Genomic DNA, 12403 nt, shown 5'->3' on the forward strand with positions numbered 1-12403 from the left:
CTTCGTGTGTGGAGCTGTCAGTGCGGTTGCGGCTCAGACTCTTCGTGGCCGGTGGCGATCGTGTAGCGGCCGGCGGAGAGCAGCTGGGTCGCGTACCGGTGGGTGATGCAGGGGTAGGTGCCGCCGCAGTGGGTGCAGAGCGCGTGGTTGCGATGCGCCCAAGGCAGGATGCCGAACCGCTTGGTGCGGGTGATCGGCTCGCGGTCCGGCGCATGGGTCTGCATCGCCGCCCGTGCGGCGTCCTGGATCTCAGGGGCGGACCACTCTTCGGCGCTCTTGTCCATCAGCGCGCTCAGGTCGGGGTGGGGGTGGATGGTGGTGCGGGTCTTCGTCATGTGGGCGTCTTCCCAGGGCAGGTGGAGGGCGCGACCAATCGACCACTTCAAACGTGACCAACCGATCGCTGATAGCAACCGTAGTCCTGCTCTGTCCAACGAGGCGCGCCGATCGAGGCTATGTCGGTGTCAGATCTTCGTCAGGTTTCGCTGCGTGTGCAGTCACGACCAGAGGGTCTCGAAGCTGACCCGGGCTTCGAGCTCCAGCAGATGCCGTTTGGTCGGGATCCCGCCCCCGAAACCGACCATCTTCCCGCCGGCCCCGACGACGCGGTGACAAGGCACCACGATCGGCAGTGGATTGCGGTTGCACGCCGTCCCGACCGCGCGCGAAGCCCCCACGTCATCGGCGACGATCTTCGCGACGTCGCCATACGTCTGCATCTCGCCGTACGGAATCCGGGACAGTTGCGTCCACACCGCTCGCTCGAACTGCGTCCCGCTGCGCACCGACAGCGGCAGGTCGAACTCCTGCAGCTCGCCGGCGAAGTACGCGGCCAACTGCTCAGCCGTCCGCTCCAACAGCGGATCGCTCTGAGCCGGGTGGTCAAGCCGCTGAAACGACACCCGGCATAACCCGGTGTCATCCACGGCAAGCGACAGCTCACCGATCGGCGAATCAACCACACACCAGCGCATGACACCCATCCTCTACGGCGCCACCGACATTTCCCGGCGCGGCAGACCCAGCAGAAAGCCCAAGACCAAGCCGAGCAGAGCGGGCAAACCATGGTTGTCGTGGATCACCGTGTCGACCACGGCGAGGACCGGGATCGCGATCGCCACCATCCGAACGCGCGGATGGACGGGGACCCCAGCCGGCGGACGCAGTGCGACAGCGGCGAGGCCTCCCAGCAGTCCCGCGATGCACATCGAGTTCCCCGCGCCCACGGGGCTCAGCCAGAGGTAGCTCATCAGTTGGCCGAACCAGCCGCAGACGAAGTACAGGACCAGCCAGCGACCGCGCCCGAACACCCGCTCCGCGATCGTGCCGAGCACCGCCAGGCCGATCAGGTTGGAGATCAGTCCGACCGCCCAGCCGTCCTGGAAGAACATGGCGGTGAGCAGCCGGTACCACTGGCCGTCGTCGATCCGGACCGCGTCGCGCACAACCGCGTCGTACAGGGATCGGTGCACCAGTTGAGCCACCCCGCAGGCCAGCGTCACGACGAACACCACCAGCGTCAGCCACGGCTTCGTAGGTGTCGAGATCCGGCCGAGAAAGACGCCGTACGGGTTGGCTGTGCGCTCCGAACTCATGCCCGCGAACCTAGTACGGCGACGGGCCGACACCGCCGTACGACGACTTGATGTCCTCGCCCGGTCACGCGGTGTTGTGCTACATCTGGTGCCATGCCGAGCCGGCCGCCGCAACCGCCGCTGGACCGATGGTTCAGTTCCGAGCGGACGATGGGCCTGGCCTCCTCCGTACTGATCTGTGTCGTCACGGTCACCACGTGGGCGACCACCTGGTCCGACTGGTACTCCTATCGGACGGTCGAGCGGTACGCCGATGATCCGGATCGGCTCGCGGAGGCGGACCTGTTCTCCGGGTCGCTCGGGATCGTCTCGGCGATCGCGCTGTTCGCCGCGGCGGCAGTGTTCATCGTGTGGCTGTGGCGGGTGCGGTGGAACGCGGAGATGTTCTGCCGGGGCGAGCATCGGTTCACCCGGGGCTGGGTGCTCGGCAGCTGGATCTGCCCGGTGGTGAACCTCTGGTACCCCAAGCAGGTGGTCGACGACATCGTCGCGGCCAGCGACCCGCGGACTCCGCCGCAGACCGAGGCACTGCGTGATCTGCCCGGGACGCGGCTGGTGTGGGTGTGGTGGCTGACGTGGGTGGTCGGCCTGGTCTCCGGGAACATCGTCCAGCGCGGTGTCCTCGGTGGTACGAACTCGGTCGGGGACCTGCGGACCAACGTGATCTTGTCCACGATCTCGGCGGTCTCCACCTCGGCGGCGGCCGTGCTCGCCGTTCAGCTGATCGCGCACATCGACGACCTGCAGGCGAATCGTCCCTGGGTGCCTTGGTGGGCGTCTGACCAGGGACAACAAGCCTTCAGACTTCCACCGGCGAACTGACCAACCTCCTGCGCGGTAAACCAAACCGTTACACACCGTCGGATCCGTCGTTACAAGTGGTGATGGCCGTACGAAAAGAACACGTTAAGTCGATACCCTCCGTGCTGGGACCGGCTCCCTTGGCGTACCTACTTCGTGGTATCAATGTGGCTCGGTCATGCGGGGGCAGGTTCTGGCCGAACCGACTAACAGACGGAGTTCCGGCAACGCGAGGGACGCACGACGTGAGCCACCCGCAACCCACAGTTCTGTCATCTGTGCAGAACCCCGAAGATGAGTGGCAGCCGCACGCGACTGAAGAGTTCCAGCAGGTAGGTACGGTCGGCAAGATCGCGATCGGACTGCTGGGAGCGTCGACTGTCACGCACCTGCTGTCCACCTGGTCGGACTGGAACACGTATTCCGTGGTCCACCGCTACCTCGGTGGCATGCCGAACGTCGACGACGCGGATCTCAATCGTGCCGACGCGATCGCGAAGTTCACCGCGATCCCCAACGTCGTCATCTCCGTCGCCGCCGCCGTGGTCTTCGTGATCTGGCTGTGGCGCGCCCGGGTCAACTCCGAGGTCTTCTGCCAGGCCGACCACCGCCGCAGCCACGGCTGGGTGCTGGCCAGCTGGTTCGTCCCCGGCCCCAACCTCTGGTACCCCAAGCAGATCGTCGACGACGTCTGGCTCGCCAGCGATCCGAAGACGCCGGTCTACGCCGACGACCTGCGCCGGTTCCGGACGCCGTCCCTGACCTCCTTCTGGTGGGTCGCCTGGATCGGCGCGCTCACCTTCGACGTGGTGGTCCGCCGCTTCCTGATGTGGATGGAAGCCACGGTCGGATCGCTGCGCGGAATCGCTCTCGCCGGTACGGCGTCCCTGCTGCTGACCGCGGTGTCGGCAGTGGCCGCGACCCTGGTGATCCGCAAGATCACCGCGATGCAGACCGAGCGCGAGTGGACCCCCTGGTGGGACCAGCGCGAGCCGAAGCTGACCGCCGTACCGACGTATGCGAACGACGACACCGACGAGCAGCCGGCCATCGCCGAGCCGATCGCCGCTTCGGCGCAGGCCGGTCTGGCCTCGTCGCCGACCCGGCGCCTGGAGCGGCAGCCGGAGCTGCAGCTGGCCGGCGGCGGTGCCGCAGCGGCCGCAGCAGGCAGCCCGTTCGCCCCGGCAGCCGAGGCTGCCCCGCCGGCCAGCCCGTTCGCGGCAGCTGCCAGCGCCTTCCCCGGTGATGGTGCGGCGGCCCCCGGTGGAAGCCCGTTCGGTGCGAGCGAGCCGGCCGAGGAGGCGCCCAAGTGGAGCCCCTTCGCCCCGGTCGCCGAGAACTGGCAGGCCAACGAGCCGCAGGTCGACGCCGGTCCTTCCACTCAGCAGTTCGACGCAGTCTCGACCTGGCAGGACGACAGCCACACGGCCGAGCAGACGGCGTACCAGCCGCTCAAGCCGTCCTGGAGCGAGTTCCTGGGCGAAGAGGACCCGCTGGCCGCGGCCAAGAGCCGCTGGATGAGCCAGGAGCCCGCGCAGCCCAGCATCCAGCCGGACCCGTACGCGTACCAGCCCGAGCAGCAGGCCGACCCGGAGCCGTCGTGGGCGAGCAGCTACTCCGAGCCCTACACGTCGTACGAGACCACCTCTGACTACCTGACCTCGACGGCTTCACCGTCGGTCGAGCCCGCACCCGAGCCTGAGCCCGCGCCTGTTGCGCGCGTAGGCCGCCGGGCCGCTCGGGTTGCGGTGGACAGCCCGTCGGTGTTCGAGACGCCCGCCGCCGGGTACTACGAGCCGGCGCCGGTGCTGTCGCAGCAGGACGACTTCCTGACGCCGTCGAAGCCGCTCCCCTCGGTCCCCGAGTACGGACCGGAACCGTCGTACACGCCGGAGACCTCCTACAGCACCCCCGAGTACCCGGCCGCGTCGTACGAGCCGACCAGCTACTCGTCCTACGAGACGCCGGCCACGGACTACACGTCGTCGTACACCTCGGAGTACACGAGCGAGACCAGCTACGACGCCAACCAGCAGTACGGGTACAACTCGGACTACACGAGCAGCGCCTACGACCCGGCGGCGCCGTCGAGCTCGTCGTACGACTCGTACACCCCGAGCTCGTACAGCGAGTCCGAGTACACCGAGCCGGCCACTTCGTACGAGAGCGGCTACAGCTACGGCACCGAGTCCTACGGACAGCAGCCGGAGCCGGAGTACCCGTCGTACCAGCCGGAACAGCCCGCCGAGCCGGAGCACCCGGCCGGGCCGCGGACCCATCCGCGCCGTCGCTGGACCTGATCGTGCCGATTGCCTTCTCGACCCTCGGGTGCCACGGAGCACCCTTGGACGAGGTCCTGGAACTTGCCCAGGGCAACGATGTGAACGGGCTCGAACTGCGCACCGCACCGGACGAGTTCACCCATGTCGACCTGACCGCGGCCGAGCGCCAGGAACTGCGCAGCCGGATCGAGGACGTCGGTCTGGAGATCCTCGCGCTCAGCAGCTACGTGAATCTCTGCGCGGTCGAGGAGCAGCCGCTCGAGGCGCACCTCGAGCTCGCCGCCGACCTCGGCGCCCGTGGGGTCCGCGTCTTCCCCGGTGACGACCCCGGTACGACGGACGCTCCGAGCCCGGGCGAGTTCCGCGCCCTCGACCGGATCGCGACCGCGCCCAAGGAGTCCCGCATCCTGCTGGAGACGCACGACTCGCACTCGGCCGGCCAGAAGATGGCGGCCCTGCTGACGCTCATCGACTCGAACGTCGCCGGGCACAACGTGCGGGTGATCTGGGACAGCGCGCACACCTGGTCACACGGCGAGACGCCGGCCGAGTCGTTCGCGCTGCTGCAGCCGTGGCTGGAGTTCGTCCAGATCAAGCAGAGCGACTCGAAGCAGAACTACCGGCCGGTGGCGATCGAGGACGGCGACTTCCCGATCCAGGATCTGCTCCGCGCGCTCGAGGGCACCGACTACCCGCTCTCGCTGGAGTGGGAGACCAAGTGGCACCCGCACCTGCCGTCTCTCGCGGAGACGCTGCCCGCCGTCAGCGCCTGGCTCAGCTGAGCGGACCCGTCAGGTAGTGCGTGATGGTCGGTGCGAGGATCGCAACAGCCTCGTCGGCCGACAGCGCGGTCACCGGCGGGAACTGGAGGATGTAGCGGCACAACGCGAACCCCAGAGCCTGTGTCGCGACCAGTCCGGCGCGTAGCTCGGGCTGATCGACCGCAAGGCGGCTCAGTGTCGGAGCGAGCTGACTGGCGAAGACCGTGCGCATCCGCTCGGCCGCCGTCTCGTTGGTCGCTGCGGTCCGGAGCAGCACCCGCAGCGTGTCGTCGCTCTCCCACCGGACGAACAGATGCCGGACCAGCGTCGTCCCCACGTCGGCAGCCGGTACGTCGCTCAGGTCGGGCAGCCGGATGTCGAACTCGACCGCCTCCGCGAACAGCTTCTCCTTGCTACCGAAGTACCGGATCACCATCGCCGGGTCGATCGCCGCGTCCGCCGCGATCGACCGGACCGTCGCGCGCTCGTACCCGTCGGCGCCGAACCGCTCCCGCGCCGCCGTCAGGATCGCTGCCCGGGTCCGCTCCGACTTCCGCTCCGCCATGGCTGCAGCATATGCCAACACCCGTTGACTTCCGTGTTATCCTAGAAATCAACAAGCGTTGACAAATCTGGAGGCAGCGATGAACGTCGATATCGTGGTGGTGGGTGCCGGACCGGTCGGGCTCGCGGCGGCCGCCGCGCTCCGGCAGGACGGGCACAGCGTGGTGATCGTCGACAAGCTGGCCGCCGGGGCGAATACCTCGCGGGCCGCGGTCGTCCACGCTCGGACTCTGGAGGTGCTGGAGCAGATCGGCGTCAGCAAGCGCCTGATCGAGCTCGGTCTGCCGCTGCAGGACTTCGCGATTCGCGAGGGCGACCGGATGCTCGTGCCGGTCAGCATGCGCGAACTGCCGTCCGAGTATCAGTTCACGCTGATGATTCCGCAACCGGTGACCGAGCAGGTCCTCCTCGACCGGCTGATCGAGTTGGGCGGTGAGGTGCTGCGGCCGCGGTCAGCCGTCGGGCTGACCCAGGATGCCGAGGGCGCGCACGTCACGCTCGACTCCGGTGAAGTGATCGACGCCCAGTACGTCGTCGCTGCTGATGGCATGCACAGCACGGTCCGCGAGCTCGCCGGGATGAAGATGCCCGGCGACACTCTCTCGCTGTCCTGCAGCCTCGTCGACATCCGCGTCGATGGCGGGCTGAGTGCCGACGAGGTCGCCCTGTACTTCGGTTCGGCCGGGCTGCTCGTGGTCGCGCCGTTCGCGGATGGTTCGTTCCGGCTGGTCGCCGAGGTGGCCGACGCTCCGGAACATCCGGACCTGGCCTACGCCCAGCACCTCCTCAGCGAGCGCGGTCCGCATGCCGGCGCGCCGAAGGTGACCGAGGTCGTCTGGGGATCCCGGTTCCGCATCCACGAGCGGGTCGCCGACACCTACCGAGCCGGTCGCGTCCTGCTCGCCGGCGACGCCGCGCACACCCACAGCCCGGCTGGCGGCCAAGGCATGAACCTCGGTCTCCGCGACGCCATCGCTCTGGCCAATGCCCTCTCCCTCGCCCTCAAAACCGGCGACGACAGTGCCCTCGACCAGTACGCCGAAGAGAGCCGCGCGCAGGCGGTCCGCGTCATCGCCCTCGCCCACCGTCTAACCCGACTCGCCAACGTCCCCCGACCCGTCCGCCCGCTGCGAAACGCCGTACTGCGCCTAGTCGCCGGTTCGCACTCGGCCACCCGCGGCCTGGCCGAGCAACTCGCCGGACTGTCCTAATCGCGTCGCTTTCAATGGGGTCCCGGTACTGCGTCGCTCGGATGCGGCCGGGATCCGTCCGCCGTGGTCGAGCGCCACTGCGGCCGATTGACAGTGGGAGGGTGGCTGGGGCCGTCTTGGGCCGAGGGGGATGGCGAGGCCCGGCGATCGGCGCACCGGTTGTTTGAGGTTCCGGGCTGTGGTTGCCGCCAGCCGCGCCGAGGTCTGGTCCGGTGCCCCGCCGCCGTGGTTGCTGCCGCAGTGCGGGTGGAGTGGGGAGCCCAGCAGCCCCCACCGGCACAAAAAACTCCCCAGTCACCCAACAGGCAACCCCCGCATGAACCCCAGCCACAACCCAGTACCTCAAACAACCGGTACGCCGACCGCCGGGCCTCGCCACCCACCCCAGCCACCGCGACGCGCAACCCGAAGGCTCAGTGCGGGCGATCCCCCACCCACGCCCCACCTTTGCGTGGATCTACTGCCCTATAGCGGCAGCAACTCCCCGCAAACCCCACGCACCCGACTCCACCACGCCATAACGTCCGAAAACCCGGAGACGGGCCCTCCGATCCTTCGGACGTAACGGGGAGCCGGGGGTTTGCGTCCGAAGACACGCTGACGAGGTACTGCACTTCTTCGGACGTAACGGGAGGCCGGCGTAACGTCCGAAGACACGCTGACGACGTACTGCATGTCTTCGGACGTTAGCGGGGAGCCGGGGCTAACGTCCGAAAAAGCGGAGGCGGGCTCTCCGGTCGTTCGGACGTTGCGGGGAGGTGGGGCGAAGGTTAGCCCTCGCCGCGCGGGGAATCGCTTCCGCTCACCCCGTGTGACCTCTACCCTCCAGTTACCGCATGCAATGCCTCAACTACTGGAGGTCATCGTGTTCCGTCCCGCCCGATGGACTCGACTCGTTCCCCTCGCACTGGCGGCCGTCCTCGCCGTCGGTGCCGGGAGCCAACTGCCTGCCGCCGTGCAGGCCTCGGCGCCACCGGACCGCAAGGCCGTGGCAGAGCAGAACGACGAGCTGATCCAGCTGCTCCGGGTCAACACCCCGACGCAGTCCGACCGTAAGCGACTGACCAGCCTCGATCTCGACCTGGCCGAGTCGGCCGGTCCGACGTACACCGACATTGTTGCCTATGGCAAGAGTGATCTCCGGCTGCTGACGCTGGCCGGGTTCACTTGGTCGGTCCTGGAGGACGACCTGGAAGGCGCCGACCGGGAGCGCGAGAAGGCTGACGCCGAGTACGCCAAGGCGGTGAAGAACAAAGCCGTCCTGGCCACTTTGCCCAGTGGTAGAACGGCGTACCGGCAGTTGGCCGACTTCACCAACGACCTGGCGAGCCTGGCGCAGCAGTACCCGACCAAGGCGAAGCTGATCACCCTCAAGGAGAAGTCGCTCGAGGGCCGCAGCGTCCAGGGTCTGGAGATCTCCCACGACGTCGCGGTCAGCAGCGGCAAGCCGGTGTTCCTGCAGATGGGTCTGCACCACGCGCGCGAGTGGCCGTCGGGTGAGCTGACCATCGAGTTCGCCTATGACCTGTTGAAGAACGACGGCACCGACACCCGGATCACGAACATCCTGGAGAAGTCCAAGGTGATCATCGTTCCGGTGGTGAACCCGGACGGCTTCAACCTGAGCCGGACCCTCGGCTACGAGATGAAGCGGAAGAACTGCCGGATCACCAACGGGCAGATCCCGACCGCCGGCCAGTGCGCGCAGTCGTCCAACCAGTCCCGCGGTACCGACCCGAACCGGAACTACTCGGGCTTCTGGGGTGGTCCAGGCGCGTCGACCAGCCTGACCTCGGAGACCTACCGCGGTGCGAGCGCGTTCAGTGAACCGGAGACCCGCAACATCCAGGCGCTGGTGTCCGCGAACCAGGTCACCACGCTGATCACCAACCACACCTACTCCAACCTGGTGTTGCGTGAGCCGGGCTACGCCAGTGCGGCGAACACTCCGGACGAGACGATCTACAAGGCGCTCGGTGACCAGTTGGCCGCGCAGAACGGCTACACCAGCCAAAAGGCGTACGAGCTGTACGACACCACCGGCACCACCGAGGACTGGTCGTACTATGCGACCGGCGGGCTCGGGTTCACCTTCGAGCACGGCGCGAGCAGCTTCCACCCGGCGTACTCGAATGTCGTGAACATGTACTACGGCTCCGGCAGTACGGCGGGCAAGGGGAACCGTGAGGCGTACCTGCTCGCGGCCGAGTCCACCATCAACCCGGCCCGGCACTCGGTCGTCACCGGCACCGGCCCGGCCGGCGCCGTACTGCGGTTGAAGAAGTCCTTCACCACCAAGACGTGGAACGGCACGCTGCTGCCCGACACGCTCGAAACCACGATGACGGTGCCCGCGGCTGGGACCTACACGTGGCACACCAACCCGTCCACGCGGCCGATCACCATCCAGAACGGTGGCGGCACCGAGTCGTGGACGCTGACCTGTGAGCGCCCGACCGGCCAGGTGCTGGAGACCCGTCAGGTCACCGTCGCCCGCGGCGCGAGCGTGACGGCGAACCTCACAACCTGTTCGTCAGCCTTCTAACCGGCAGTCGACTCGCGAATCTCAAGTGTGTAAGGGACGGTGAGGTTGCGACGTGCAGCCTCACCGCTCCCGCCGATCCGCTCGAGCAGTAGGGAGACGGTCTGGTCGGCCAGCCACTCCTTGTTCGGCGAGATCGTGGTCAGGGACGGCGAGTGGTACCGGCCGTCCTCGATGTCGTCGAAGCCCACGACGGCCACATCGTCCGGCACCGACAGACCTGCGTCGGCTAGCGTGCGCAGGGCGCCGAGCGCCAGCAGGTCGTTGAAGCAGAACACAGCGTCCGGTGGCTCGGGCAGCTCCAGCAGTTGGCGCATCGCGGCCGCACCGTCCAGCCGGTGATAGCCGGTGCCGGCCAGCTCAAGCGCCGGGTCGTGTGTGAGCCCGGCCGCCTTCAAAGCCTTCCGATAACCACGACGTCGTACGGCGCCTGTCCCCGAGGCACCGCCGCCACCGACTCCGATGGCCGCGATCCGCGTTCGGCCGAGCGAGATGAGATGGGTGGTCGCGTCGTACGCCGCTTGGACCGAGTCGACGGCGACGTGATCGAACGTGCCGCCGGTCGTCCGCTCGCCGAGCAGGATGAGCGGCTTCCCGCTGCCCACCGCGGCACCGATCTTGGCCGGCGTACTGGTGATCGGGGAGAAGACGATGCCGTCGATCAGCTGACCGCGCATCCCGTCCAGGACCATCTGCTCGGCGGCCGGCTCGCCCTCGGTCTGCTCGATCAGCACGGTGATCCCGCGCTTCTTGGCAGCCCGGGAGAAGGCGGCGCCGAGCTCGGCGAAGTACGGCGACGCCATCTCCGGGATCGCCAGCGCGATGAAGTCGGAGCGGCCCTTGCGCAGCGACCGGGCGCTCACGTTCGGCTTGTAGTCCAGGTCGGCGATCGCGGCCTCGACCTTGGCCCGGGTGTGCGCGGTGATGTGCGGGTAGTCGTTGATCACGTTCGACACCGTCTTCACCGACACACCGGCCCGCGCCGCCACATCGCTCAGCCTGGTCGCCATCCGAACCTCCTGTCACCGACCTGTCGCCCGAGTGTGCCACGCTCGCGCACGGTGAGCCCTTTACCGCGGATGTCAATCGTTGTAAGAATCCACGGTAAACGTTGTAATGCTCTCTTGACTGGAGGTTTCATGGCCCGGCTGGTGGTGGATCCGGCGTTCGTCGTCGGCGCGGTGGACCGGCGGTTGTTCGGGTCGTTCGTCGAACACATGGGCCGCTGTGTGTACACCGGGATCTACGAGCCCGGTCACCCGGCCGCCGACGCGGACGGGTTCCGCGGTGACGTGCTCGATCTGGTCCGCGAGCTCGGCGTGACCGCCGTTCGCTATCCCGGCGGCAACTTCGTCTCGAACTACGACTGGGAGGACGGCGTCGGTCCCAAGGACCAGCGGCCGCGCCGGCTGGACCTGGCCTGGCGGGCGATCGAGCCGAACCAGTTCGGCACCGACGAGTTCGTCGCCTGGGCCCGCAAGGCCGAGGTCGAGCCCGTCTGGGCGGTCAACCTCGGTACCCGCGGCATCAAGGAGGCCGTCGAGCTGCTGTCGTACACCAACCTGCCGGCCGGGACCGAGCTCCCCGACCGCCGGGTCGCCAACGGCCACGAGGCGCCGTACGGGATCAAGGTCTGGTGCTTGGGCAACGAGATGGACGGCCCCTGGCAGATCGGTCACAAGACCGCCGACGAGTACGCGCGACTGGCCGAGGAGACCGCGAACGCGATGCGCCGCGTCGACCCTGATCTCGAGCTGGTCGCCTGTGGGTCCAGCAACTCCGGGATGCCGACGTTCGGCGAATGGGAGCGGATCGTCCTCGAGCGCACCTACGAGCTGGTCGACCACATCAGCCTGCACGCGTACTACGAACCCCGCGATGGCGACCAGACCACCTTCCTGGCCGCGGCCGAGGACATGGACCGGATGATCTCGTCGGTGATCGCGACCACCGACCACGTCAAGGCGCTCAAGCGCAGCCAGAAGGAGATCACGCTCTCCTTCGACGAGTGGAACGTCTGGCGCCAGCAGGACTTCCCCGGTGAGCTCGGCCTCGGCATCCGGGAGGTCGGCCCGCTGATCGAGGACACCTACACGGTCGACGACGCGGTCGTGGTCGGCAGCCTGCTGATCACGCTGCTCCGGCACGCGGACCGGGTGAAGATCGCTTGCCTTGCGCAACTGGTCAACGTGATCGGCCCGATCCGCACCGAGGCCGGCGGCCGCTCCTGGCGGCAGAGCATCTTCCACCCGTTCGCTCTGACCGCGAAGTACGCCGGTCCGACCGTGCTGCAGACCGCGATCAGCGACGGACCCGAGATCGACACGACCGCGTTCGGGCGCGTCCCCGCGCTCTGGAGCACAGCGACGTACGACGAGAAGACCGGCGAGATCGCCATCTTCGTGGTGAACCGGAGCGAGACCGACAAGGTCGACCTGGAGATCCCGGTCGGCAGCCTGAAGGTCGCTCAGCATCTCGCCCTGTACGACGACGACCGCACTGCCGTGAACACGGCCGACGATCCGGACCGGGTGGTACCCCGGGTGATCGAGGGGACCGAGATCGTCGACGGCGTCTGCACGGCCACGCTGCCACCGGCTTCGTGGCATCTGATTCAGCTCACCGTGTGATCCGAGAGGGGACCCTG

At 67.9% G+C, this 12403-nt stretch carries 11 protein-coding genes; 6 read left to right on the plus strand and 5 right to left on the minus strand.

Annotation, left to right across the window (positions count from 1 at the left end; translation table 11 throughout):
- Positions 1-17: 17 nt before the first annotated feature.
- The 3 genes from ACFVWG_RS16620 to ACFVWG_RS16630 form a co-directional block, all read right to left on the minus strand.
- On the minus strand, positions 18-335 hold the full coding sequence (locus tag ACFVWG_RS16620; RefSeq protein WP_391544150.1) for a hypothetical protein: 318 nt from the start codon (positions 333-335) through the stop codon (positions 18-20).
- Between the two features lie 162 nt (positions 336-497).
- The gene (locus ACFVWG_RS16625) at positions 498-974 is read right to left on the minus strand and encodes a methylated-DNA--[protein]-cysteine S-methyltransferase (RefSeq protein WP_391544151.1); all 477 of its coding nucleotides are present in this window, start codon (positions 972-974) and stop codon (positions 498-500) included.
- Positions 975-986: 12 nt separating this feature from the next.
- Positions 987-1595: a rhomboid family intramembrane serine protease gene (locus ACFVWG_RS16630; protein WP_391544152.1), complete on the minus strand. Its 609-nt coding sequence runs from the start codon at positions 1593-1595 to the stop codon at positions 987-989.
- 93 nt (positions 1596-1688) lie between these two features.
- Here ACFVWG_RS16630 and ACFVWG_RS16635 point away from each other — a divergent pair, with 93 nt between their 5' ends.
- The 3 genes from ACFVWG_RS16635 (at position 1689) to ACFVWG_RS16645 (ending at position 5460) form a co-directional block, all read left to right on the plus strand.
- Positions 1689-2417: a DUF4328 domain-containing protein gene (locus tag ACFVWG_RS16635; protein WP_391544153.1), complete on the plus strand. Its 729-nt coding sequence runs from the start codon at positions 1689-1691 to the stop codon at positions 2415-2417.
- A gap of 257 nt (positions 2418-2674) precedes the next feature.
- Positions 2675-4696 (plus strand): DUF4328 domain-containing protein, encoded by a 2022-nt coding sequence (locus ACFVWG_RS16640; protein WP_391544154.1) that lies wholly within the window; start codon positions 2675-2677, stop codon positions 4694-4696.
- Between the two features lie 44 nt (positions 4697-4740).
- Complete coding sequence (locus tag ACFVWG_RS16645; RefSeq protein ID WP_391544155.1) at positions 4741-5460, plus strand: sugar phosphate isomerase/epimerase family protein; 720 nt, start codon at positions 4741-4743, stop codon at positions 5458-5460.
- Here the strand turns inward: ACFVWG_RS16645 and ACFVWG_RS16650 are convergent.
- Positions 5453-6004: a TetR family transcriptional regulator gene (locus tag ACFVWG_RS16650; RefSeq protein ID WP_391544156.1), complete on the minus strand. Its 552-nt coding sequence runs from the start codon at positions 6002-6004 to the stop codon at positions 5453-5455. The two genes, ACFVWG_RS16645 and ACFVWG_RS16650, sit on opposite strands and share 8 nt — an antisense overlap.
- A 79-nt stretch (positions 6005-6083) precedes the next feature.
- Between ACFVWG_RS16650 and ACFVWG_RS16655 the strand changes: the two genes are divergently transcribed.
- Complete coding sequence (locus ACFVWG_RS16655) at positions 6084-7214, plus strand: FAD-dependent oxidoreductase (protein ID WP_391544157.1); 1131 nt, start codon at positions 6084-6086, stop codon at positions 7212-7214.
- Between the two features lie 841 nt (positions 7215-8055).
- The gene (locus ACFVWG_RS16660) at positions 8056-9759 is read left to right on the plus strand and encodes a M14 family metallopeptidase (protein WP_391544158.1); all 1704 of its coding nucleotides are present in this window, start codon (positions 8056-8058) and stop codon (positions 9757-9759) included.
- On the opposite strand, the gene ACFVWG_RS16665 is transcribed toward ACFVWG_RS16660, so the two are convergent.
- A complete protein-coding gene (locus ACFVWG_RS16665; RefSeq protein ID WP_391544159.1) occupies positions 9756-10766 on the minus strand; it encodes a LacI family DNA-binding transcriptional regulator in 1011 nt (336 codons plus the stop codon). The two genes, ACFVWG_RS16660 and ACFVWG_RS16665, sit on opposite strands and share 4 nt — an antisense overlap.
- Positions 10767-10895: 129 nt before the next feature.
- Here ACFVWG_RS16665 and ACFVWG_RS16670 point away from each other — a divergent pair, with 129 nt between their 5' ends.
- Positions 10896-12386: an alpha-N-arabinofuranosidase gene (locus ACFVWG_RS16670; protein WP_391544160.1), complete on the plus strand. Its 1491-nt coding sequence runs from the start codon at positions 10896-10898 to the stop codon at positions 12384-12386.
- Positions 12387-12403: the final 17 nt, after the last annotated feature.

Source organism: Kribbella sp. NPDC058245 (genome assembly GCF_042882005.1).
In the GTDB taxonomy this organism is placed as follows: Bacteria; Actinomycetota; Actinomycetes; order Propionibacteriales; family Kribbellaceae; genus Kribbella.

Coding starts and splice junctions, on each gene's coding strand:
- ACFVWG_RS16620 (WP_391544150.1), bottom strand. CDS start 335: ATGACGAAGACCCGCACCACCATCCACCCCCACCCCGACCTGAGCGCG.
- ACFVWG_RS16625 (WP_391544151.1), bottom strand. CDS start 974: ATGCGCTGGTGTGTGGTTGATTCGCCGATCGGTGAGCTGTCGCTTGCC.
- ACFVWG_RS16630 (WP_391544152.1), bottom strand. CDS start 1,595: ATGAGTTCGGAGCGCACAGCCAACCCGTACGGCGTCTTTCTCGGCCGG.
- ACFVWG_RS16635 (WP_391544153.1), top strand. CDS start 1,689: ATGCCGAGCCGGCCGCCGCAACCGCCGCTGGACCGATGGTTCAGTTCC.
- ACFVWG_RS16650 (WP_391544156.1), bottom strand. CDS start 6,004: ATGGCGGAGCGGAAGTCGGAGCGGACCCGGGCAGCGATCCTGACGGCG.
- ACFVWG_RS16655 (WP_391544157.1), top strand. CDS start 6,084: ATGAACGTCGATATCGTGGTGGTGGGTGCCGGACCGGTCGGGCTCGCG.
- ACFVWG_RS16660 (WP_391544158.1), top strand. CDS start 8,056: ATGCCTCAACTACTGGAGGTCATCGTGTTCCGTCCCGCCCGATGGACT.
- ACFVWG_RS16665 (WP_391544159.1), bottom strand. CDS start 10,766: ATGGCGACCAGGCTGAGCGATGTGGCGGCGCGGGCCGGTGTGTCGGTG.
- ACFVWG_RS16670 (WP_391544160.1), top strand. CDS start 10,896: ATGGCCCGGCTGGTGGTGGATCCGGCGTTCGTCGTCGGCGCGGTGGAC.